Source organism: Pseudomonas sp. AK106 (genome assembly GCF_053903055.1).
Genome location: NZ_CP096426.1, coordinates 2663018 through 2683472 on the forward strand (window position 1 = coordinate 2663018; position 20455 = coordinate 2683472).

Genomic DNA, 20455 nt, shown 5'->3' on the forward strand with positions numbered 1-20455 from the left:
CTTTGAATCCTGGAAAGCGGGAGCGGTTTACTCGGCGAGGGGCACTTTGGGGGTGTGCCCGGCGTCGTCGTGATCACCGCCGGTCAGCGGCTCGTCTTCACGCACGTCGTCGGTGCGCTCGCGGTCATCGGCGACGTCAGCCGGGCGTGCGTCCGGGTCGTTGAGTTTTTCGCCGGGGATATGCGCGCTGTGGGTGGTCATGCTGTTTCTCCTGTCAGTTCTTCGGATGCTTCACGAATGACCTCGGCGGCCTGCAGGCCCTGGAGGAAGCCGGCCAGCGCCACTTCCTCCAGACGCAGGCCCTTGCGCTGGCGGATGCGCGGCAGCTTGGACAGTTCGCCCATCGCGAAGGCTTCCAGCACGGCCGGGTGGATGTAGCACTTGCGGCAGACCGCTGGGGTATTGCCCAGCAGCCGCGCGACCTCCTTGACCATGGACACGACGTGTTTCTTCGCGTCTGCCTCCGGCTCCCAGTGCAGCTTGCGCAGGGTCGCCAGTGCCATCGCGCTGCCGGCCCAGGTGCGGTAGTCCTTGGCTGTGAAATCGGCGCCGGTGAGGGTGTGCAAGTACTGGTTGATGTCGTGGGAGGACACGGTATGCCGCTGGCCGTCGTCATCCAGGTACTGGAACAGGTTCTGGCCGGGCAATTCCATGCAGCGCTTGATGATGTTCGCCAAGCGCCGGTCAGTGACGCTGAGCCGGTGCTCGACGCCGCTCTTGCCACGAAACTCGAAGTAGATCTTGCTGCCCTTCACGTCGACGTGTTTGTTGCGCAGCGTGGTCAGGCCGTAGGAGCGGTTGTCCCGGGCGTACTGGCTGTTGCCGATGCGGATCAGCGTCTGGTCGAGCAACGACAGCACCGCCGCCATGACCTTCTCGCGGCCCATGCCGGGTTTGGCCAGCTGCGTTTCCAGCTGCTTGCGCACCTTGGGCAACGCCTGGCCGAAGGCAATCATCCGCGAGTATTTGTTCTCGTCACGAATCTCGCGCCAGCGCGGGTGGTAGCGGTACTGCTTGCGTCCGCGAGCGTCACGGCCTGTCGCTTGCAGATGGCCCTGGCGGTCGGCACAGATCCACACGTCGGTGTACGCCGGTGGGATCACCAGCGCGTTGATGCGTTTGATCACGTTCTCGTCGCGGATGCGCTGGCCGTCGGTGTCGAAGTAGGCGAACTTGCCGCGCAGAATCTTGCGGGTAAATCCGGGCTGGCTGTCGTCGACGTAATGCAGATCTTTGGGCAGGTCTTCGCTGTGGATTGTGTCCGGCATGAAAGGCAGTCCTGAATGCGGGTCTTTTTGCATTGACCGTTGCGCTGCGCAGTCGTGCCGACTAATTGCATACCTGATGAATGGGACGGGTGATTGCTCGCCTACGCCAGCAGCGCGACTGATTTGATCTGCGCCCACAGTCGTTGCCCAGGCGCCAGCTGCAGCTGATCCCTGGAGTAGCGGGTGATCCGCGCCAGCAGCGGCGAGCCGTCGGCATCGAGGCGGACCAGCACATGGGCGGTGTTGTCGGCGGCGATCTCTTCGATGACGGTCACCGGCAGGCGATTGAGGATGCTGCTTTGAGCGTCGGGTTGCAGGCTCAGGCTCACGTCCCGCGCCTGCACCTTGAGGCGCAGGGGTTTGCCGGGCAGCAACGCGGAATGGGCGACGCGGATACTCAGTTCGCTCCGCGGCAAACGGACGGTGATGAGTTGATAGGCCGCATCGTACGCCTGCACGCTTCCCTCGATCACCACGCCCGCGTCGTCGCCCATCGCCAGCGGCAGATCCAGCCGCGCCAGTGTTTCGCCGATGGGGCCGCTGGCCAGCGCTTTCCCATCGCTGAGCAGCACCAGATGATCAGCCAGACGCGCCACTTCATCCTGAGCGTGACTCACGTAAATCACCGGAATATCCAGCTCGTCGTGGAGGCGCTCTAGGTACGGCAGGATTTCGCTTTTGCGTTGCGCATCCAGCGCCGCCAGGGGTTCGTCCATCAGCAGCAGGCGCGGGCTGGTCAGCAACGCGCGGGCGATCCCGACCCGTTGACGCTCGCCGCCGGACAGCCTATCGGGCGCGCGCTGGAGCAAATGATCGATGCCCAGCAGCGAGGTCGCCTGCTGCAACGTAATACGCCTGTCGCGCTCGGGGATGCGCTTGAGGCCAAAGCGCAGATTGCCCTCGACGTCGAGGTGCGGAAAAAGGCTGGCTTCCTGAAACACGTAGCCCAATGGACGTTTGTGCGGGGGCAGAAAGATGTTGTTGGCGCTGTCCTGCCAGACCTCGCCGTTGACGCGGATATAGCCGTCGGCCGCCTTTTCCAGCCCGGCGATGCAACGCAGGCAGGTGGTTTTGCCGGAGCCGGAATGGCCATACAGCGCCGAGACGCCGCGACCGGGCAAGTGGAGGTCGACGTCGAGAACGAACTCGGCGTAATTCACCTGCAGCCGCACTTCAATCTTCGCACTCATGCGCCGCTCCACGCCGACCGGGCCTTGCCGCTGGAATACAGCGCCAGCAACACCACAAAGGAAAACACCAGCATCGCCCCGGCCAGCCAATGGGCCTGGGCGTACTCCATCGCTTCGACGTGGTTGTAGATCTGCGTGGACACGACCCGGGTTCTTTCCGGGATGTTGCCGCCAATCATCAGGACCACGCCAAACTCACCCACGGTGTGGGCGAAACCCAGAATCGCCCCGGTGATAAAGCCGGGGCGCGCCAGCGGCAGAATCACTGAGAAGAACGTGTCCCAAGGACCGGCGCGCAGCGTGGCCGCCACTTCAAGGGGGCGAGGACCGATGGCGACGAAGGCGTTCTGCAAGGGCTGCACCACGAACGGCAGGGAATACAGCACCGAGCCGATCACCAACCCGCTGAAACTGAAGGTTAACGTGCCGAGCCCCAGGCTCTGGGTCAGCTCCCCGACCGCGCCGTTCGGCCCGAGCAACAGCAGCAGATAAAAGCCGATCACCGTGGGTGGCAGCACCAGAGGCAGGGCCACGATCGCGCCGATGGGGCCTTTCAGCCAAGAGCGGGTGCGCGACAACCACAGCGCGATGGGCGTGCCGACGATCAGCAGAATCACAGTGGTCAGGGACGCCAGTTTCAGCGTCAGCCAGATGGCCGCGAGGTCTGCACTGCCCAGCAGCATTTACAGCTGGTACCCGTAGGATTTGATGATGGCGGCGGCTTTCGGGCCTTTGAGGTAGTCCATCAGCGCCTGGGCGGCGGCGTTGTCTTTGCCCTTGTTGAGGATCACCGCGTCCTGCTTGATCGGCTCATGCAAATTGGCCGGCACGATCCACGCCGAGCCACCGGTCAGCTTGCCGTCCTTGAACACCTGGGAGAGGGCGACGAAACCCAGCTGGGCGTTGCCAGTCTGCACGAACTGATAGGCCTGGGCGATGCTCTGGCCTTCGACGACCTTGCTTTTGGTTGCGTCGGTCAGGCCCAGTTTGTCGAGTGTCTGGGTGGCGGCGAGGCCGTAGGGTGCGGCTTTCGGATTGGCAATGGACAGGTGTTCGAATTTGCCGTCCTTGAGCACTTGACCCTTGTCGTCCACATAGCCGTCTTTGGCCGACCACAGCGCCAAGGTGCCCACCGCGTAGGTAAAGCGCGAGCCTTTCACGGTCTCGTTTTCGCTCTCAAGTTTGGCGGGCGTGGCGTCATCGGCGGCGAGAAACACTTCGAACGGCGCGCCATTTTTGATCTGGGTGTAGAACTGGCCGGTCGCGCCGAAAGAAGCGACCAACTTGTGACCGGTGTCTTTTTCGAAGTCCTGGGCGATGGCCTGGATCGGCGCCGTGAAGTTGGCGGCAACGGCCACTTGGACCTCATCGGCGAACGCTGTGCCCGATGACAGCGCGGCACAGGCGATGACCAGGGCGGTGACGGTGAAGCGGTTTGAAACTGCGCGCATGGACAGGCTCCGGGCTAGCAAACGGAATGAGGAGGAACGCCAACCGGACGCCGGTCAAACGCTATGCAGCGAAATATATAGCGAGTCTCCTCCGCGCGGAAGCGGGATCGTGCCGTGCTCCGTTTTAAATCGACGTCTATATCATCGGCTCAGCGCCCGGCCAGCCGCTCAAGGGCGCCGATGGCCAGCGTCCGGGTGAGTTCTTCTGCGGACAGCGAGTGCTTGATGCCCACCGCCTGACCCGCCCAAAGATTCATGAAGCCGTCGTCGCCACGGGCTTCGGCTTTGCTGCGCAGGGGCATCAGTGCGCCGCCCGCGGTGGGGAAGGCCGGCGCGGCAGCGGCCATGGGTCCGATATCTTTCATGATGCGGTTGACGATGCCCCGGGCCGGGCGACCGGTGAAAATGTTGGTGATGGCGGTCTGGCTGTCCCGGGCGCGGCTCAATGCCGCCTGATGCAGCGCCGAGGCCTTGGCTTCCGGGGTGAACAGGTAGGCGGTGCCCACTAGCACGGCGGAGGCGCCGAGCATGAACGCGGCGGCGATCCCGCGACTGTCGGCAATGCCGCCGGCCGCGATGACCGGAATCGTCACGGCATCGACGATCTGTGGCACCAGCGCCATCGTGCCGACCTGGGTGTGCAACTGATCGGTGAGGAACATCCCGCGATGGCCGCCGGCCTCGTAGCCCATGGCGATAATCGCGTCGCAACCCCGTGCCTCGAGCCACACGGCTTCTTCCACGGTGGTCGCCGAGGAGAGCACCTTCGCACCGGTGGCCTTAACCCGCGCCAGCAAGGCGAGATCGGGCAGGCCGAAATGGAAGCTGACCACCTCAGGTTTCAATTCCTCCACCAGCGCGCAAGCGGCCTCGTCGAAGGGTGCCCGGTTGGACGTGGGCGTTGGCGCATCGAAGTCGGCGCCCAGTTCGTCGTAGTAGGGCTTGAGCAGGTGTTTCCAGTCTGCATCGGCCTGCGGGTCGGCGGGCGGGGCCGAGTGGCAGAAGAAATTCAGGTTGAGCGGCGCATGGGTACCCGCGCGTATCCGCGCGACTTCCTCTCTAATCTGCGCGCGGGTGAGCATGGCGCAGGGCAGCGAGGGCAGGCCTCCGGCTTTGCCCACCGCGACGGCCATCGCCGAGCCGGATGCACCGGCCATGGGCGCTTGCAGGATGGGCAGTTCGATGTCCAGCAGTTTGAGCAGGCGGGTGTCGGGCCAGGCGATCATCGGCAGAGTCTCCGTAGCGAAAAGGCCGCTGAACAGCGGCGCATGCAAAGTTGCGGTTGATTTAATAGACGCTCGGTCTAATATGCAACCCCATGAACGACATCATTGCAAAACCCAGACGCCCCGGCCGTCCACCGAAAGTGACACGCCCCGATGACTTCGACACCCGCGAGGCGCTGATCCGTTGCGGCGTTGAGGTACTGACCGAGCAGGGCTTCATGGCCACGGGCATCGACGGCATCCTCAAGCGGGTCGGTGTGCCCAAAGGCTCTTTCTATCATTACTTCGCCAGCAAAGAGGTGTTCGGCCTCGCAGTGCTCGACAGCTACGCCGGCTACTTCGCCCGGCGCCTGGACCGCTGGCTGCTGGATGAATCGCTCTCGCCGCTCGAACGGCTGGCCGGCTTCGTTCAGGCATCGAAGGTCAATATCGCCCGCCACGATTTTCGGCGGGGCTGCCTTGTGGGCAACATGGGCCAGGAAGTGAGCGTTCTGCCAGCGGGCTTCCGTGAGGCGCTGGAGAAGGTTTTCCTCGACTGGCAGGCGCGCCTGACAGGGTGCTTCAAAGCGGCGATCGCGGCTGGGGAACTGCCGGCGCGCACCGACTGTTCAGAGCTGGCGGCGTATTTCTGGATCGGCTGGGAGGGCGCCGTGTTACGCGCTCGACTGGTGCAGAACGAGCAGCCGCTCAATACCTTCATCATCGGATTTCTGCGCGGGTTGCCGCGCTGATGTCTTCAGGTCTGGTTATAGACGAGCGGTCTAAATAGGAGTGTGCGGCATGTTCAAAGGCATCCTGATCAATAAAGACGACAACGGCTACCGCGCCGAGCTGACGGACATCGACGACAGTCAGTTGCCTGAAGGCGACGTCACCGTGCGCGTCAGTCACAGCACGCTGAATTACAAAGACGGCCTGGCGATCACCGGCAAAGGGCCGATCGTGCGGCAGTTTCCGATGGTGCCCGGGGTGGACCTGGCCGGCACGGTCGAGGACAGCAGCGACCCGGACTTCAAGCCGGGCGATCAGGTGCTGCTCAATGGCTGGGGCGTCGGCGAAGGGCACTGGGGCGGGCTGGCGCAGAGGGCGCGCTTGCAGGGCAAATGGCTGATCCCGCTGCCAAGCGGCTTCACGCCGGCACAGGCCATGGCCATCGGCACGGCGGGCTATACGGCGATGCTGGCGATCATGGCGCTGGAGAAAAACGGCGTCACGCCGGACAAGGGCGATGTGCTGGTGACTGGCGCCAACGGGGGTGTCGGCAGTTTCGCCATCGCGCTGCTGGCAAAACTCGGCTATCGCGTCGTGGCTTCTACCGGCCGCTTGAGTGAGAGCGATTACCTGACCTCTCTCGGCGCCGCAGAAATCATCGACCGCGCCACCCTTGCCGAGCCCGGCCGCCCGTTGGCCAAGGAGCGCTGGGCCGGGGCGATCGATTCGGTGGGCAGCCACACCCTCGCCAACATCTGCGCCAGCACCCGCTATTGGGGCACGGTGGCGACCTGCGGTCTGGCCCAAGGGATGGACTTTCCGGCGTCGGTGGCGCCCTTCATTCTGCGCGGCGTGACCCTCGCAGGCATCGACAGCGTCATGCGCCCGCGCCAGGACCGCATTGACGCCTGGGCGCGTCTGGCCCGGGATCTTGATGTGTCGCTGCTGCCGCTGATCAGCCGCGAGATCGGCTTGGGTGAGGTGATTGAGGCCGCGCACCGGCTCATGGACGGTCAGGTGCGCGGGCGCATCGTGGTCGATACCCAGCGCTGATCAGCCGCAGGTGAAGGGGCGCACCTCGAGCACCCTGACCTGCGCCATGGCGGGGTGCCGAGGATTGAGCAGCAGGTTGCGCGTGTGGGTGATGGTCGCGGACGGCACGATCAACCCGAGTTGCTCCCGCCGCTCCAGCCAGGCGCTGCCGAAATCCATGCTGGGGCGGTCCGCCGGCGTGACGTCCCAACCGGGCGGCAGCTGGGCGAGGGCAGGCTGCCAATACAGCCCCGGGTCATCCGGCAACTGCAAGTGAACGAGCTGAAAGCCCGGCTGCGGCAGGCTCGCACATTGAATGAGCGTGTCCAGGGCGCAGCCTGACGCGCTCAGCGCCAGGTAAACGGTCGGCTGGTCGGCGTGATTCCAGCGCCCGCCGAACTGCGCGGCGCCCAGGCCGGACAGATCGTTCGCGGCACTGTCCTTGCTGATCCTCCAGGCCTGCATCAGACGACCCCGCCATGCTGCAGTGCGCTGAGCACGCGGCGTGCCTGGCGCGCGCCGATCTCGGTTTCGCAGAGGGCGATGGGTGTCTGGCCGTTGAGTGCGCGGTTGGAGGCAACCATCCAGCGGCGGGCGGTGTTCTGGTCTTCGAAGAGTTCGGCGGCGTGGGTGGCGAGGGCGGCAACCCGATCGAGGCGCTCGGAGCCGACGATGTCCAGCGGCCGTTGCTGACGCTGGCGGCGTTCCAGGGTCGAGACCGAGGTCGCCAGCAAGGCTTCGAGCTGACTGTTGCTGAGGCGGAAGGCATTGCGCAGCACCTTGACCCAGCCGGGCGGGAAGCCCGAGCGGATGTAGTCAAGTCGTTCGGTTTCGTTGCGTGCATTGAGCTGGTCGGCGATCAACCAGAATGAGGGGGCGTTGTCGGTTATCGCTGCTTGAAGAGTCGAAGGCACGTCCATGCTCCTTGTGAGATCCGGTGCAGGGACCTTACGCCGCTGTCAGGGTTTCTCAAGCGAGAAGCTGTTACCGGCGTTTGCATGCCCGGCTTCAGTGGTAGGACCGGCTTTAGCCGGGAAGCTTCTAGCGGATGGCGTACAGCGCATTCCGACACCTGACTCTACTCTTGACGACTTTTAATGACTCACTATGATTAACTTTGAATCACTCTTTAGTCAGGACCCTCCCATCATGGCAAACCCCGCAAAGACCCGATCGGTGACGGCTCACGTTCCTGAGGCGTTGGCACAGAAAGTCGATTTGATGGCAGAGCGTCTGGAGCGCTCCAAAAACTGGATCGTCAAACAGGCTCTTTCCGCCTGGATAGATCAGGAAGAAGAGCGGAGTCGCCTGACTCGCGAGGCATTGGCTGACGTTGATGCTGGCCGGGTAATTGATCACCAAGCCGTTCAGGCCTGGGCTGATAGCCTTGGCACCGACACGCCGTTGCCGGTCCCGCGCTGATGGAATTGAAGTGGACAAGCAAAGCGCTTTCCGACATTGCCCGACTGTATGAGTTTCTTGCAGCGGTCAATCAGCCAGCCGCCGCACGAACCGTGCAGCAACTCACGACAGCACCGACTACGTTACTCGCCAACCCACGCATAGGCGAACGCTTGGAAGAATTTGAGCCGAGGGATGTGCGCAGAATCCAGATCGGCTGTTACGAGATGCGCTACGAGATAGCGAATTCCACAATCTATTTGCTGCGTCTGTGGCACACCCGCGAGGATCGATAGCATTACGAAAGCAGCGAAACTGACGTTTGAGCTGGGCTGAAACCGATCAAAACAGCTCAGCGTGAATACTGTGATTCCTTTTGTTGACCCTCACGAGTGAGCAACGCCTGCTTGCGCTCCACTCCCCAACGATAGCCCGACAACGCGCCATCACTGCGCACCACACGATGGCAGGGAATCGCCACGGCAATGCGGTTTGCCCCGCAGGCCAGGGCGACCGCGCGGCTGGCGGTCGGCGCGCCGATCCGTTGGGCGATCTGCGCGTAGCTGGCGGTCGTGCCCGGCGGGATCTGCGCCAGGGCCTGCCAGACCCGCTGCTGAAAAGCGGTGCCTTGCAAATCCAGCGGCAGGTTCAGGCCCAGCTTCGGCGCTTCGATAAACCCCACCACCTCCGCCATCAGCCGCTCGAACTCCGCGTCGCCGCCGATCAGCGTGGCGCTGTGGAACTGATCCTGCAGGTCTTGCACCAGTCGATTGGGGTCATCGCCGAGCAGAATGGCGCACACGCCCTTGGCGCTCTGAGCCACCAGAATCGCACCGAGAAAGCACTCGCCGACGGCAAAACGGATCTCCAGCGCCGCGCCGCCCTTGCGGTAGTCGGTGGGGCTCATGCCCAGCAGTCCGGCGCTGGCCTCGTAGAAACGGCTGTTGGAATTGAAACCGGCATCGTACAGGGCGTCGGTGATACGCCCGCTGTCGGTCAGTTTGTGGCGTACCTTGTCGGCGCGGTGGGCGTTGGCGTAGCCCTTGGGTGTCAGGCCGGTGACGGCTTTGAAGACGCGGTGGAAATGCCAGGGGCTCATGGACGCGTGGGCAGCGAGCTCGGCGAGGGTCGGCAACAACTCCGCGTCGGCGATCAGACGACAGGCGCCAGCGACCACGGCGGCGTGCTGCTCAGCCAGGCCGGTGCGGTCGGCGGCGGCGCGCTTGCTGGGGCGAAACCCGGCGGCTTCGGCCTCGGTGGCACTGTCAAAGAACACCACGTTTTCCGGGCGTGGCAAGCGTGCGCTGCTGCTCGGGCGGCAGTACACCCCCGTAGTACGCACACCGTAGACGAACTGCCCGTCGGCGCTGACGTCCCGGGACACCACGGCGTTCCAGCGCGGGTCGAGCTCGACGGGTTGGGTGGACGGATTACTCGGCTGGGGGCTCATTTCGGCGGCTCTCTGACGGTTCACTGGACTGTACGTTAGCCGCAGTGATGGAAGGCGACACTCCGAGTCTTGCGTTCAAACTTTTGCCTTCAGGCCAACCTGTTCAATCAGCCCAGCATCGGCGGCAAGGTGCCCAGCAATGAGACCGCCGCCAGCGCACCCGCGCCAAACAGGCCTTCCAGCAATACGCTCAGCCGCAGGCGCGCCACCGGCAAATCAGCGGCCTGGGCCAACTGCCGATTCAGCGCTGCCAGCACCAGCATCCCCGCAACCATCGTGACTTTAACGGCCAGCACCAGGCCGAACCCGGCAAACGCCGGTTCAGGCCAGAGCCCGCCGCTGAGGGCACGAACGTTGATCAGGCCCGTGGCGATGATCACCGCCACCAGCCCGTAGCCGATGCCGCTGAAACGCCGCAACACCAAGGCCATATCGACACCACCATCAGCCCTCAGCAGCAGGGCCAGCATCAACAGACCGCCGAGCCAGGTGCCGACGCCGAGCAGGTGCAGCATTTGGTTGAGGATCAGCAGCTGGCCTTTCAGACCGTCGAACATGGCGCCGTGACCCACCGGCGCCAGGGTTAGCAGCAACAGCGTGTTGAGGACCAGCAGCGCGCCCGGGTTCACCCGGCGATTGAGGCTGACAACCAGCACGTTCAGCAGCAGATGAACGACCCACACATGACCGAACCAGGTATTGCCCAGCACCAGCCCGACGGTGGACGGATTGATCGCGCCGCTCCAGTCGCTGCTCAGGTAAGCAGCCGTCAGCATCAACCAGGCCATCGCGCTCACCAGCGCGATGGCCGCGAGCCAGCCGAGCAGTCGACTCAGGCGAGGTTCCGCCCGGCTGGCCTCAAAAGGCAGCAAATGCCGGCCAAACAACAGGCTGCGGAACGCGCCGACCCCGAACAGCAACAGCACTGCGCCGAAGTGGATGAACCGGCACAGGATCAGTCCTTCGTGCATGGGGTTATGGCGTCACCTGAAAGCGGTAGGTGCCTTCGCTCTTGTGGGTGTCCACCGACACGGCGTGCCATTCCACCTTGTATTTGCCCGGGACCATCGGCACGGCGGGGGTCACGATCAGCACTTTCTGGTTATTGGGATCGGTTTCGACGTTACGCGTCTGGATGATTTCAGTCGGCGTATCAGGGGCGTCCAGGCTGATGACCACTTTGGTGAATGTGGCTTCGACGCCTTCGGAGAAGACCAGGCGCAGCTCTTTGGGCGCGCTCACTTCGCTGTCGGCAGCGGGCTGCTGGCTTTCAAGATGGGCGTGGGCGAAGGCTGCAGTGGAGGTCAGACAGGCCAGCAGGGACAGGCAGGAGAGGGCGTGTTTGAAACGTTGGGCAGACATCGGCGGGACCTTTGCTTGGTGGCAGTTGCAGCGAATGGATGACGGAATCGACGACGGTCGACTCGGGATGATCGGATCGCTACTAGACCAGAAACTGCAGAAGGACTCCAGCGATTAAGCCGGGTGCGCCGTCAGGATCGAGACGCCGTAGGGGGGCAGGCAGGGGAGCCGAGTGATGCAGTGATCATGCAGCAAAGGGCTGCGCCGCCTGCGCGACGCAGCCCTGGGCGGTCAGACCTTGAAGAAGCTCACGCGGTCGGTGAGCACGTCGGCCAGGGTCGACAGCTCGCGGCTGGAGCGGGCCACCTGATTGGAGCCGACGGCGGTTTCCAGCGCCGCATCGTGGATGCGGTTGATGTTGACGCTGACGTCGTCGGCCACCGCCTGTTGCTGCGCGGCGGCGCTGGCGATCTGCGCGTTCATGTCGTTGAGCGCTCCGACTTCGTGGCGGATCCTGACCAGCGCGGTTTGCGCTTCGTGGGTCTGCTCGACCGTGCGCTGGGCCATCTCGCGGCTTTCGCGCATCAGGTCGGCGGTCTTCACCGCCCCGTTTTGCAATTGGCCGACCATGTCGCGGATTTCCTGGGTCGATTCCTGGGTGCGGTTGGCCAGGGAGCGAACCTCGTCGGCGACCACTGCAAACCCGCGGCCTGCCTCACCGGCGCGGGCGGCCTCGATGGCAGCGTTAAGCGCCAGCAGGTTGGTGCGTTCGGCGATAGAGTTGATCACCGCCACCACGTTCTCGATGGCGCGGCTGTCGCTGGACACCTGGCCGACCGAGTCAGCGGCGCTTTCCAGCTTGCGCGCCAGTTGGTCCATTGCCTGGGCGGTGCCTTCGACCACGCGCTTGCCGTTCTCGACTTCGTCATCGGCGGTCTGGGTAGCATTGGCGGCCTGATTGGCGTAGCTCGCCACTTCTTTTACGGTGGTCGCCATCTGATTGACTGCAGCGGCCATATGCTGGGTTTCGCTGGCCTGGAGGCGCATCTGCTCGCTGTTGCTGTCGGAACTGGACAGCAGCTGTGCGGAAGAGTGGGTCAACGCCGCCGCAGCCGAACGCACTTCGGTGATGGTGGCCGACAGGTGCACATTGGTCGCCTTGAGCGCGCCCATGACGCTGTCGGGGTAGGCCGTTTCGATCTTGTCGGTCAGCTCGCCGGCCGCCAGACGACGGATCGAAGCCGCCACTTGATGGGGTTCTGCGCCCAGGGTCGATTTGAGGCTGCGGATGATCAGCAGCGAGGCAATGATGCCCAACACCACGGCGATGCCGGTCGCCAGCAACATCAGCGAAGCGAATTGCGAGGCGGTGGCCCGTACCGAAGTGATGTGTTCACTGATAGCCGCTTCTTCGAGGTCAATCAGTGCGTTGATGCGGGCGAGCCAGTCCTCGTAGGCGCCGGATACTTGCTCCATCAGCAGCGTCTGGGCCTGGTCGATTTCACCTTGCTGGCGCAGCTTCAGCAGTTTTTCAGTGGCGCTCAGGGAGGTGCGTTCGGCCGCTTTGATGTTGGCCAGCAGCTCTTGCTCACGGGGCGACGCGCCTTTGGTCTGGTAGATGCGGTCCATGGGCGCCGCGGAGGCCTGATAAAGGCCGTCGAGGCGCTCGATGTCACGCAAATGCGTGGCCAGCCCGGCGTCGTTGCGCACCAGCACGGCGTCGCGCAGGGCAATGGCGCGGTCATGGACGCTGCCCCGGAAATTGATCGCGTAGCGCTGTTTGATGGTGGCGTCCTCACTGACGTCGGTCAGTGCGGATTCCATTAGCCGGACCCGGTTAACGCCAACCAGCGTGACCAGAATCATCAGCGCGAGAACAAGCCCGAAGCCCAATCCCAGGCGCTTGGCGATCGAAAGATTTTTGAACATAAAAGGCACCTGAAATGGGGGGCGTTAATGATATTGGAACGCCATTACTTGGTGCGCTTTATATCGGACTTTCTACGACGTTGCCTAGAGAATTTACCTATCGAATCAATAGTGTCCGTTGGTACTTTCAGAGGGAATTTTTCGACCGCTTCATGTTCCCGGCGAATTGTTTGAACGCTCGACCCGCCAGGAATAAAAAAAGCCACCGCACTGGCGTGAGGTGGCTAAAAGTCTTACCAAAGGAATGATGAAGCGGAGCATGATTCGATTGCCTGACGCTGCGGAGTCATCCGGCAATCGAGTCGTGTTCTTCATCGCCGACGACGGTAACATCCGTTCAAAGTTTTCGACTATTACGAAGGTTGATAGTGACTATCAAGACGGGTTGGGAACCCCGCCGGTTGGATAGTGCTACAAGATTTTCGACCTTCAAGTGCGTGTTTTACCGTGTGTAGAATGTGCGTCGACAATAATCAATGTGCTCCTTTGGCTGGAACAGCCGTCCAGTCACTGGCATATGTGTTTCGTTTCCATCTGCCGCAACGCCCGCTCCAGCGCTGAACCGTATGAATTTCAAACAGCGACCCGCATCCAGGCGGCGCCCGCGCTGGGCTTTAATCGAGACAGGGGACAACAATGACTTTCGTAAAATGGAATCTGATGACGCTGGCGGTTTCGCTGGGTGTCAGTCAATTGGCAACGGCAGCGGTTGTCAGTGATCAATCGGAGGCCAAGGGCTTCGTCGACGACAGCAGTCTGACTGTTCATCTCAAGAACTACTATTTCAATCGGGACAACAAGAACGGCAAGGACGACAGCAAGGACTGGACCCAGGGCGTGCTGGGTAATTTCAGTTCCGGCTTCACCCAGGGCACCGTTGGTTTTGGCGTTGACGCCTACGGTTATTGGGGCCTGAAGCTCGATGGCGGTGGCGGGACCACCGGCACCGGCAACCTGCCCGTGGACAGCCACGGCAATCCGCAGGATGAATTCGGCACCGCCGGCGGTGCGCTGAAGATGCGCATCTCGAAGACCGAATTGCGCTACGGCAACCTGCAGCCCGAGGCGCCGGTGTTTGCCGCAGGGGGGTCACGCCTGTTCCCGCAGACCGCGACCGGTTTTAACCTGCTGAGCAGTGATATCGCCAATCTGGACCTCGATGCCGGTCATTTCACCAGCAGCAACGGCCCGGTCACGACCAACAATGATCACGGCATCTGGGCGGCGTATGCCAACGTTGAAGCCAGCAGCATTGATTACGCGGGCGGTAAATATGCGCTCAGCGATAATCTTTCGGTCAGCCTTTACGGTTCGGACCTCAAGGACGTCTGGCATCAGTACTACGCCAATGCCAACTACACCTTGCCGATCTCTGATCAGCAGTCGTTGAACGTCGATTTCAATATCTACCGCACCAACGACAGCGGTGCCGCCAAGGCGGGGGATATCAACAACACGACCTGGTCGCTGGCGGCTGCTTATTCATTCCTGACCGCTCATACCGTGACGCTGGCGTATCAGAAAGTGCATGGCGACACACCATTCGATTATGTGGCCTTTGGTAATAACGGCGGGGGCGACACTGGCGATTCGATCCTGTTGGCCAACTCGGTGCAGTACTCCGACTTCAACGGGCCGGGTGAAAAGTCCTGGCAGGCGCGCTACGACCTGAACATGGCAAGTTACGGTGCGCCGGGTTTGAGCTTCATGGTTCGTTATATCCACGGTGATGACATCGATGGGTCCCACATTCCGTCGAACAGCACGTACACCGGTTATGGCGATGACGGCGACCACCACGAAACCAACCTGGAGGCGAAGTATGTCGTGCAGTCCGGCCCGGCCAAGGACTTGTCCTTGCGCATGCGTCAGGCCTGGCACACCGCCAACGGCGACCAGCCCGATGGCGACGTGAAGGAATTTCGTTTGATTGCGGATTATCCGATCAATATTTTCTGATCGCTTTGCAGGATGATTTAGAAGCTCCGTTGTAGAAGAAAGCCAGGCTGTCCGAGAGGAGGCCTGGCTTTTTTTATTGACGTGTTTGCCGCGCCGGATGTGTGAGCAGGGCGGGCCTCTTCCCGGCTAAAGCCGGTCCTACGCAGACCGTGTGAAAACCAGCTACTCAGCAGCTAACCAAAAAAAATGCCCCGATCAACTCGGGGCATTTTCCATTTATACAGAGAAGAAAAAGACCTTCCTCAGGCCAGTAACTCCATCATTCGGCGCACACCCAGCACGTTGATCGCTCTTTTCAGGTTGTAGGCGTTCACCGCCAGCGCCATTTCCGTTCGCGCACCTTTGAGCTGGCGAAGCAGGAACCGGCCATTGCCGTAAATCCATTGTTTGAGGTTGCCAAACGGGTGCTCAACGATGCTTCGTCGAGCCTCGACGATTTCCGGGTGGGCCTGCATTCGCAGCGCCATTCGCTCAAATGCATCTTCATAGGCATGACGTGTGATCGAGCGGTATTTGGTCTTGGTGCATTGGTTTTTAAGGGCGCAGGATCCACAAGCGCCAGCGCTGGCGCGGTAGAAACGCTTTCCCTTGTTCAACTGAACCAGCGTCAGCAAATGGCCGGTCGGGCATTGATAACGATCATTTTCACGATCATAGGTGAAGTCTTCCCGACGGAAAAACGAGGGCTCTTCGACCTTGCTGTTGATGGTTCGATTGATCGGTACATACGCTGTGATGCCCGCGTCGTCGCAGGCTTGGAAGTGCTTGCCGCTGGAGTATCCAGCATCAGCCGTGACGGTCAGATTCGGCTGTTCCAGCACTTCCTGAGTCGCTTTTGCCATCGGCTCCAGTTGCTTTCGATCGTCGCTATCCTGAGTGACTTCGTGGTGCACGATCAGGCTGTTTTCAGCGTCGACTGCGGTCTGCACGTTGTAGGCAACGGCCATGCCCTGCGGGGCTCGCATCATCCGCGCATCGCTTTCGGTGCTGATGAATTGCGTAATTTGCAGCTCGTCCATCAGTGCCTGGCAGGTCAGGTTGTCGTCCCGCTTGGCGGTCAGTTTTGCCAGTACCGTTTTAACAGCGCTTCGATCCACCACCTCTTCATTTTCGTCGCGATCCGCGCTGTCCAGATCCTCCAGATATTTCGCTATCCGGCGATCAAGTTTTTCCTGATCGCGCTTGAGGTGCTTGGTGCTGATGTGACGACGGGCCGAGGCTACGGCCTTGAATTTGCTGCCATCAATAGCAACCAGATCACCTTTTACCAGGCCTGCCGAACGGCAGAACTGAACAAACGCGCGGCACGTTGCGGAGAACGCAGTGGCGTTATCTTTGCGGAAGTCGGCGATGGTTTTGAAGTCCGGCGCGAGGCGGTTGAGCAGCCACATGACTTCGATGTTGCGTTGGCACTCAGCCTCAAGCCGGCGCGAAGACCGTATGCGCTGGAAGTAGCCGTAGATGTAGAGTTTGAGCAGGTCGGCGGGGTTGTAGGGCGGACGTCCGTTGCCCTTGGGAATAGCTTTATCGAACCCCAGAACCCTGAGATCCAGGCGCGAAACATAGGCATCAATGACTCGGACAAGATGGTCTTCGGGAATGACCTCATCTATTGAAACCGGAAACAGGCTGGTCTGGTTGCGCGATTCGCCCTGGATGTACGCCATAAGAAAATGCCCCGCATCTTTCGATGCGGGGCATTTTCTTAGATCTGAGGCAGGTTGGCTAGGTTTTCACACAGTCTGTACGAGAATCAGCGGCGTGTGCGTCGTAGGACCGGCTTTAGCCGGGAAGGGGCCGGTATGGCCAACACACCCCTCGATGCCAGTCAGTCAGGCCTGTGATCCCCGCGAATCGAAAAATTCGCCATGTGCTCCAGGCCCTTGATCAGCCCCGAGTGATCCCAGCCACTCCCACCCAGCGCCGCGCAGGTGCTGAACACTTGCTGGGCATTGGCAGTGTTGGGCAGGTTCAGCCCCAATTCCCGCGCGCCTTCCAGGGCCAGGTTCAGATCCTTCTGATGCAACGCAATCCTGAAACCCGGGTTGAACGTGCCTTTGATCATCCGCTCGCCATGGACTTCCAGAATCTTCGACGAGGCAAAGCCCCCCATCAATGCGTCGCGCACCTTGGCCGGATCAGCGCCGTTTTTCGACGCAAACAGCAGGGCTTCAGCCACCGCCTGAATGTTCAGCGCGACGATGATCTGGTTGGCGACCTTGGCGGTCTGACCGTCACCGTTGCCACCGACCAGGGTGATGTTCTTGCCCATGGCCTGAAACAGGGGCAGGGCGCGTTCGAAGGTCGCCTGCTCGCCGCCGACCATGATACTCAGCGTGGCCGCCCTGGCGCCGACTTCGCCGCCGGACACCGGCGCGTCGAGGTACTGCGCGCCGGTGGCGTTGATTTTCTCGGCAAACGCTTTGGTCGCCGAAGGTGAGATCGAACTCATGTCGATGACCACCTTGCCGGCTCCGGTGCCTTCGCTCAGACCGTTTTCGCCGAACAGCACGTCATTCACCTGCGGCGTGTCCGGCAGCATGACGATGACGAACTCCGCCTCTTGCGCCACTTCCCGCGGGTTGGCCAGCACCGTGGCGCCGCCGTCCACCAGTGACGCGGGCGGGGCACTGAAATGCCGGGAAAGGATCAGTTGATGACCTGCTTTCTGCAGGTTTTCTGCCATGGGCAGGCCCATGATGCCGGTGCCGATGAATCCGATGTTAGCCATAGAAGGTGCCTCTGGTTGTTGTTGGGGAGCAAGCGGCAAGCGGCAAGCTTCAAGCCGCAAGCTAGAAGCCTGACTGCGTTCGTCCGGCTGGCAATGCGTGAAGCTTGAAGCTTGCCGCTGACTTCAGATCAAATTATGGGTTTTCAGCCACCCAAGCCCCGCTTCGGTGGTGGTCAGCGGCGTGTATTCACAGCCGATCCAGCCGCGATAGCCGAGCCGGTCCAGGTGCTTGAACAGAAAGCCGTAGTTGATTTCGCCGGTGCCCGGTTCATGCCGGCCCGGGTTGTCCGCCAGTTGCACGTGGCGGATCGCCGGCAGGTGGTTTTCGAGGGTGCGGGCCAGGTCGCCCTCCATGATTTGCATGTGGTAGATGTCGTATTGCAGCGACAGATTGCGGCTGCCGACCTTCTCGCGAATCGCCAGGGCCTGGGCGGTGGTGTTCAGGTAGAACCCCGGGATGTCCAGGGTGTTGATCATTTCCATGACCAGATCGATGCCCTGGGCTTGCAGGCGGTCGGCGGCGTACTTGAGGTTGTCGACGAAAGTCTTCTCGATCAGCCCGTCGTCGAAACCCTGGGGCTTGATCCCCGCCAGGCAGTTGATCTGGGTGTTGCCGAGGACCTTGGCGTAGGCGATCGCCAGCTCAACGCCGGCGTAAAACTCCTCGACCCGATCGGGGTGACAGGCGATGCCGCGCTCACCCTTGCCCCAGTCCCCGGCCGGCAGGTTGAACAGCACTTGGGTGAGTCGGTTGCGGTCCAGCTCGGCCTTGATCTGCGCAGAGCTGAAGTCATAGGGAAACAGGTACTCGACACCCCTGAAACCGGCGTCGGCGGCGGCTTCGAAGCGGTGCAGAAACTCAAGTTCGGTGAACAGCATCGACAGGTTGGCGCATAAACGTGGCATGACGTACTCCTTCTTGTGCTGGGCTCTGTTTCTTGAATAACCGGGTGCGATCAATCCAGCAGGCTGATGGCGGTAGGGGCGTCGGCGCGGGTTTCGGCCAGGGACTCGAATTCGTTGATAGCGTTGATCTCGGTGCCCATCGCAATGTTGGTGACCCTCTCGAGAATGATCTCCACCACCACCGGCACGCGGTGCTGCCGCATCAGCCTCGTGGCCTCGGCGAAGGCGGCCTGCAGGTGCGCCGGGTCAAGCACGCGGATCGCCTTGCAGCCCAGGCCTTCGGCAACCGCAACATGATCGACGCCATAGCCTTCCAGCTCAGGCGCGTTGATGTTGTCGAACGCCAGCTGAACGCAGTAGTCGATGTCGAAGTTGCGCTGGGCCTGACGAATGAGGCCCAGGTAGGAGTTGTTCACCACCACATGGATGTACGGCAGCTTGAACTGCGCACCGACGGCCAGTTCTTCGATCATGAACTGGAAGTCGTAGTCCCCTGACAGCGCGACAACCTGGCGATTCGGGTCAGCCTTGACCACGCCCAGCGCCGCCGGAAGGGTCCAGCCCAGGGGGCCGGCTTGTCCGCAATTGATCCAGTGACGCGGCTTGTAGACGTGGAGGAATTGCGCGCCGGCAATCTGCGACAGGCCGATGGTGCTGATGTAGCAGGTGTCCTTGCCGAAGTACTGATTCATCTCCTCGTACACGCGCTGGGGCTTGACCGGGATGTTCTCGTAATGGGTCTTGCGCTGCAGCGTGCGCTTGCGTTCCTGGCAGCTGGCGAGCCAGTGGCTGCGGTCCTTCAGTTTGCCGGCGGTGTGCCACTCGCGCGCCACTTCGATGAACATCGCCAGCGCTGCGCCGGCGTCGGAAACGATGCCCAGATCCGGCGTCAGCACGCGGCCGATCTGCGTCGGCTCGATGTCAACGTGGATGAAGGTACGCCCTTCGCTGTACACCGAGACGGTGCCGGTGTGGCGGTTGGCCCAGCGGTTGCCGATGCCCAGGACGAGATCGGACGCCAGCATTGTCGCGTTGCCATAGCGGTGGGAGGTCTGCAGCCCGACCATGCCGGCCATCTGCGGATGATCGTCGGGGATCGTGCCCCAGCCCATCAGCGTCGGGATCACCGGAATGCCGGTCAGCTCGGCGAATTCCACCAGCGCGTCTGACGCATCGGCGTGGATAATGCCGCCACCGGCGACGATCAGCGGACGCTCCGACGCGTTGAGCATCGCCAGGGCTTTTTCGATCTGCTTGCGGCTGGCCTGGGGTTTGACCACCGGCAGCGGTTCGTAAGCGTCGATGTCGAATTCGATCTCGGCCATCTGCACGTCGAAGGGCAGGTCGATCAATACCGGGCCGGGCCGGCCGCTGCGCATCAACTGGAAGGCTTTCTGGAACACATACGGCACCTGGCCGGGTTCCATGACGGTGGTTGCCCATTTGGCCACCGGGGCTGCGATGCTGGCGATGTCCACGGCCTGGAAGTCTTCCTTGTGCATCCGTGCACGGGGTGCCTGGCCGGTGATGCAGAGAATCGGAATCGAGTCGGCGGAGGCTGAATAGAGACCGGTGATCATGTCGGTGCCGGCCGGGCCCGACGTACCGATGCACACGCCGATATTGCCGGCGATGGCACGGGTGTAACCCTCGGCCATGTGCGAAGCGCCTTCGACGTGGCGCGCCAGCACGTGGTCAATGCTGCCGAGTTTCTTGAAGGCGGCGTACAGCGGGTTGATCGCGGCGCCGGGAATTCCGAAGGCGGTGTCGACGCCTTCGCGCCGCATCACCAGAACGGCGGCTTCGATGGCTCTCATGACGGTCATTTGTTAGTCTCCCGAACTCGATAGTTTTTGTACGTAAACAGCCTGATTTGAATCCGATGTTTTGTGAATGGCT

The 20455-nt window shown here is 61.9% G+C and carries 21 protein-coding genes and 1 pseudogene; 5 read left to right on the plus strand and 17 right to left on the minus strand.

Annotated features, from left to right (window positions below; all coding sequences use genetic code 11):
• Nucleotides 1–27: 27 nt before the first annotated feature.
• From M1E04_RS11985 to M1E04_RS12010, 6 genes are all read right to left on the minus strand, one after another.
• Nucleotides 28–201: a hypothetical protein gene (locus M1E04_RS11985; protein WP_192131843.1), complete on the minus strand. Its 174-nt coding sequence runs from the start codon at nt 199–201 to the stop codon at nt 28–30.
• The gene (locus tag M1E04_RS11990) at nt 198–1268 is read right to left on the minus strand and encodes a DNA topoisomerase IB (protein ID WP_192131841.1); all 1071 of its coding nucleotides are present in this window, start codon (nt 1266–1268) and stop codon (nt 198–200) included. Before M1E04_RS11990 ends, M1E04_RS11985 begins: the two co-directional genes overlap by 4 nt.
• Nucleotides 1269–1369: 101 nt before the next feature.
• A complete protein-coding gene (gene modC / locus M1E04_RS11995; protein WP_192131839.1) occupies nt 1370–2458 on the minus strand; it encodes a molybdenum ABC transporter ATP-binding protein in 1089 nt (362 codons plus the stop codon).
• Complete coding sequence (gene modB / locus M1E04_RS12000) at nt 2455–3141, minus strand: molybdate ABC transporter permease subunit (RefSeq protein ID WP_065990502.1); 687 nt, start codon at nt 3139–3141, stop codon at nt 2455–2457. The genes modC and modB overlap by 4 nt, the downstream gene beginning before the upstream one ends.
• Entirely contained in the window at nt 3142–3909 is a 768-nt protein-coding gene (gene modA, locus M1E04_RS12005; protein WP_456293063.1) for a molybdate ABC transporter substrate-binding protein, read from the minus strand. It abuts the gene before it with no gap.
• 149 nt (nt 3910–4058) lie between these two features.
• Nucleotides 4059–5135 carry an NAD(P)H-dependent flavin oxidoreductase gene (locus tag M1E04_RS12010; protein ID WP_456293064.1) on the minus strand — a complete coding sequence of 359 codons (1077 nt, stop codon included), beginning with the start codon at nt 5133–5135 and terminating at the stop codon, nt 4059–4061.
• A gap of 92 nt (nt 5136–5227) precedes the next feature.
• On the opposite strand from M1E04_RS12010, the gene acuR reads away from it, so the two are divergent.
• Both acuR and acuI read left to right on the plus strand, forming a co-directional pair.
• On the plus strand, nt 5228–5866 hold the full coding sequence (acuR, locus tag M1E04_RS12015) for an acrylate utilization transcriptional regulator AcuR (RefSeq protein WP_456293065.1): 639 nt from the start codon (nt 5228–5230) through the stop codon (nt 5864–5866).
• Nucleotides 5867–5915: 49 nt separating this feature from the next.
• Nucleotides 5916–6899 carry an acrylyl-CoA reductase (NADPH) gene (gene acuI / locus M1E04_RS12020; RefSeq protein ID WP_456293066.1) on the plus strand — a complete coding sequence of 328 codons (984 nt, stop codon included), beginning with the start codon at nt 5916–5918 and terminating at the stop codon, nt 6897–6899.
• Here the strand turns inward: acuI and M1E04_RS12025 are convergent, their stop codons facing one another.
• Together M1E04_RS12025 and parS are read right to left on the minus strand one after the other, a co-directional pair.
• A complete protein-coding gene (locus tag M1E04_RS12025) occupies nt 6900–7343 on the minus strand; it encodes an RES family NAD+ phosphorylase (RefSeq protein ID WP_456293067.1) in 444 nt (147 codons plus the stop codon). It abuts the gene before it with no gap.
• The gene (parS, locus tag M1E04_RS12030) at nt 7343–7792 is read right to left on the minus strand and encodes a type II RES/Xre toxin-antitoxin system antitoxin (protein ID WP_244160384.1); all 450 of its coding nucleotides are present in this window, start codon (nt 7790–7792) and stop codon (nt 7343–7345) included. Before parS ends, M1E04_RS12025 begins: the two co-directional genes overlap by 1 nt.
• Nucleotides 7793–8027: 235 nt before the next feature.
• On the opposite strand from parS, the gene M1E04_RS12035 reads away from it, so the two are divergent.
• Complete coding sequence (locus M1E04_RS12035; protein WP_065990867.1) at nt 8028–8300, plus strand: CopG family ribbon-helix-helix protein; 273 nt, start codon at nt 8028–8030, stop codon at nt 8298–8300.
• Nucleotides 8300–8575 (plus strand): type II toxin-antitoxin system RelE/ParE family toxin, encoded by a 276-nt coding sequence (locus tag M1E04_RS12040; protein ID WP_065990514.1) that lies wholly within the window; start codon nt 8300–8302, stop codon nt 8573–8575. Before M1E04_RS12035 ends, M1E04_RS12040 begins: the two co-directional genes overlap by 1 nt.
• 56 nt (nt 8576–8631) lie before the next feature.
• On the opposite strand, the gene ada is transcribed toward M1E04_RS12040, so the two are convergent.
• From ada to M1E04_RS12065, 5 genes and pseudogenes are all read right to left on the minus strand, one after another.
• On the minus strand, nt 8632–9729 hold the full coding sequence (gene ada / locus M1E04_RS12045) for a bifunctional DNA-binding transcriptional regulator/O6-methylguanine-DNA methyltransferase Ada (protein WP_456293068.1): 1098 nt from the start codon (nt 9727–9729) through the stop codon (nt 8632–8634).
• 107 nt (nt 9730–9836) lie between these two features.
• A complete protein-coding gene (copD, locus tag M1E04_RS12050; RefSeq protein WP_456293069.1) occupies nt 9837–10700 on the minus strand; it encodes a copper homeostasis membrane protein CopD in 864 nt (287 codons plus the stop codon).
• Nucleotides 10701–10704: 4 nt separating this feature from the next.
• The gene (copC, locus tag M1E04_RS12055) at nt 10705–11091 is read right to left on the minus strand and encodes a copper homeostasis periplasmic binding protein CopC (RefSeq protein ID WP_065990527.1); all 387 of its coding nucleotides are present in this window, start codon (nt 11089–11091) and stop codon (nt 10705–10707) included.
• A 231-nt stretch (nt 11092–11322) separates the two neighbouring features.
• Nucleotides 11323–12507, minus strand: a complete 1185-nt coding sequence (locus M1E04_RS12060) for a methyl-accepting chemotaxis protein (RefSeq protein ID WP_456293186.1) — start codon at nt 12505–12507, stop codon at nt 11323–11325.
• Nucleotides 12499–12960, minus strand: a pseudogene (locus M1E04_RS12065) (MCP four helix bundle domain-containing protein); the annotation flags it as partial. The gene M1E04_RS12060 and the pseudogene M1E04_RS12065, both read right to left, overlap by 9 nt.
• Nucleotides 12961–13596: 636 nt before the next feature.
• On the opposite strand from M1E04_RS12065, the gene M1E04_RS12070 reads away from it, so the two are divergent.
• Complete coding sequence (locus M1E04_RS12070; protein ID WP_192131820.1) at nt 13597–14919, plus strand: OprD family porin; 1323 nt, start codon at nt 13597–13599, stop codon at nt 14917–14919.
• Between the two features lie 242 nt (nt 14920–15161).
• Here M1E04_RS12070 and M1E04_RS12075 read toward each other — a convergent pair whose 3' ends face one another.
• The 4 genes from M1E04_RS12075 to gcl form a co-directional block, all read right to left on the minus strand.
• Nucleotides 15162–16586 carry an IS1182 family transposase gene (locus M1E04_RS12075; RefSeq protein WP_456291445.1) on the minus strand — a complete coding sequence of 475 codons (1425 nt, stop codon included), beginning with the start codon at nt 16584–16586 and terminating at the stop codon, nt 15162–15164.
• A gap of 161 nt (nt 16587–16747) precedes the next feature.
• The gene (locus M1E04_RS12080; RefSeq protein ID WP_192131818.1) at nt 16748–17650 is read right to left on the minus strand and encodes a 2-hydroxy-3-oxopropionate reductase; all 903 of its coding nucleotides are present in this window, start codon (nt 17648–17650) and stop codon (nt 16748–16750) included.
• Between the two features lie 123 nt (nt 17651–17773).
• Entirely contained in the window at nt 17774–18556 is a 783-nt protein-coding gene (gene hyi, locus M1E04_RS12085; protein ID WP_456293070.1) for a hydroxypyruvate isomerase, read from the minus strand.
• Between the two features lie 50 nt (nt 18557–18606).
• The gene (gene gcl / locus M1E04_RS12090) at nt 18607–20382 is read right to left on the minus strand and encodes a glyoxylate carboligase (RefSeq protein WP_456293071.1); all 1776 of its coding nucleotides are present in this window, start codon (nt 20380–20382) and stop codon (nt 18607–18609) included.
• Nucleotides 20383–20455 lie beyond the last annotated feature (73 nt).

Coding starts and splice junctions, on each gene's coding strand:
- M1E04_RS11985 (WP_192131843.1), bottom strand. CDS start 201: ATGACCACCCACAGCGCGCATATCCCCGGCGAAAAACTCAACGACCCG.
- M1E04_RS11990 (WP_192131841.1), bottom strand. CDS start 1,268: ATGCCGGACACAATCCACAGCGAAGACCTGCCCAAAGATCTGCATTAC.
- modC (WP_192131839.1), bottom strand. CDS start 2,458: ATGAGTGCGAAGATTGAAGTGCGGCTGCAGGTGAATTACGCCGAGTTC.
- modB (WP_065990502.1), bottom strand. CDS start 3,141: ATGCTGCTGGGCAGTGCAGACCTCGCGGCCATCTGGCTGACGCTGAAA.
- modA (WP_456293063.1), bottom strand. CDS start 3,909: ATGCGCGCAGTTTCAAACCGCTTCACCGTCACCGCCCTGGTCATCGCC.
- M1E04_RS12010 (WP_456293064.1), bottom strand. CDS start 5,135: ATGATCGCCTGGCCCGACACCCGCCTGCTCAAACTGCTGGACATCGAA.
- acuR (WP_456293065.1), top strand. CDS start 5,228: ATGAACGACATCATTGCAAAACCCAGACGCCCCGGCCGTCCACCGAAA.
- acuI (WP_456293066.1), top strand. CDS start 5,916: ATGTTCAAAGGCATCCTGATCAATAAAGACGACAACGGCTACCGCGCC.
- M1E04_RS12025 (WP_456293067.1), bottom strand. CDS start 7,343: ATGCAGGCCTGGAGGATCAGCAAGGACAGTGCCGCGAACGATCTGTCC.
- M1E04_RS12035 (WP_065990867.1), top strand. CDS start 8,028: ATGGCAAACCCCGCAAAGACCCGATCGGTGACGGCTCACGTTCCTGAG.
- M1E04_RS12040 (WP_065990514.1), top strand. CDS start 8,300: ATGGAATTGAAGTGGACAAGCAAAGCGCTTTCCGACATTGCCCGACTG.
- ada (WP_456293068.1), bottom strand. CDS start 9,729: ATGAGCCCCCAGCCGAGTAATCCGTCCACCCAACCCGTCGAGCTCGAC.
- copD (WP_456293069.1), bottom strand. CDS start 10,700: ATGCACGAAGGACTGATCCTGTGCCGGTTCATCCACTTCGGCGCAGTG.
- copC (WP_065990527.1), bottom strand. CDS start 11,091: ATGTCTGCCCAACGTTTCAAACACGCCCTCTCCTGCCTGTCCCTGCTG.
- M1E04_RS12060 (WP_456293186.1), bottom strand. CDS start 12,507: ATGGAGCAAGTATCCGGCGCCTACGAGGACTGGCTCGCCCGCATCAAC.
- M1E04_RS12070 (WP_192131820.1), top strand. CDS start 13,597: ATGACTTTCGTAAAATGGAATCTGATGACGCTGGCGGTTTCGCTGGGT.
- M1E04_RS12075 (WP_456291445.1), bottom strand. CDS start 16,586: ATGGCGTACATCCAGGGCGAATCGCGCAACCAGACCAGCCTGTTTCCG.
- M1E04_RS12080 (WP_192131818.1), bottom strand. CDS start 17,650: ATGGCTAACATCGGATTCATCGGCACCGGCATCATGGGCCTGCCCATG.
- hyi (WP_456293070.1), bottom strand. CDS start 18,556: ATGCCACGTTTATGCGCCAACCTGTCGATGCTGTTCACCGAACTTGAG.
- gcl (WP_456293071.1), bottom strand. CDS start 20,382: ATGACCGTCATGAGAGCCATCGAAGCCGCCGTTCTGGTGATGCGGCGC.